The organism is Streptomyces torulosus, assembly GCF_001419765.1.
Classification (GTDB): domain Bacteria; phylum Actinomycetota; class Actinomycetes; order Streptomycetales; family Streptomycetaceae; genus Streptomyces; species Streptomyces torulosus.
Map to the genome: position 1 here is coordinate 2,854 of NZ_LIRK01000825.1, position 618 is coordinate 3,471.

The following is a 618-nucleotide window of genomic DNA, read 5'->3' on the forward strand; positions in this document are numbered from 1 at the left end:
GTGTGCAGCGCGGCCGCGCTGTCCGCGCCCGTGCCCGGACTGCCGATCAGGACCAGGTCGTTCACGTCGTCGAGGTCCGCCGCTGCTCTGCCGCACACGACCGAGCCGTAGGAATGGCAGAGCAGGGAGACGTCGGCCGTATCGCCGACCAGTCCCCGTAGCTCGCTCATGAACGTGCTCAGGCGCGGGGCCGCTTCGTCGGCCCGGGTGTCGGTGAGCACCGTCGAACTGATGGTGTCCGGTGTCTCGTAGCCGAGCCAGGTGATGACCGCCGAGGTCGGGCCGGTGCGGGTGTGCAGGGCGAGCGCCGCCTCGCGGAAGCGGTCGTAGGTGTCGATGCTCGTGTCCGAGCCGGGGATCAGTACCGCTATGTGGTCGGCCTTCAGCAGGTCGCCCGTGACCTCCACGGCCTGGCCGGGGCCCCGCCCGTCGAACGTCAGGAACTGCCGCGAGGGCTCCGCCATCGAGCGGTCCTTCGCGGCCCGGTCGCGGTTGCCGTGGGCCTCGGCCATGCGGGCCGCCTCCTTCGCGTTCGCGCGGTTGGCCGCGTACACCGCCTCCAGCGACTTCGGGGTGAGAGGCGCGAGGGTGGCCGGTGGCGGGGCCGGGATCCGGGGG

General features: G+C 72.5%; 1 protein-coding gene. It reads right to left on the reverse strand.

The features are described 5' to 3' along the window. Window positions 1-618, reverse strand: a 618-nt coding sequence (locus AOK23_RS40815; RefSeq protein WP_240496799.1) for an alpha/beta hydrolase, incomplete at both ends; no start/stop codon positions are given.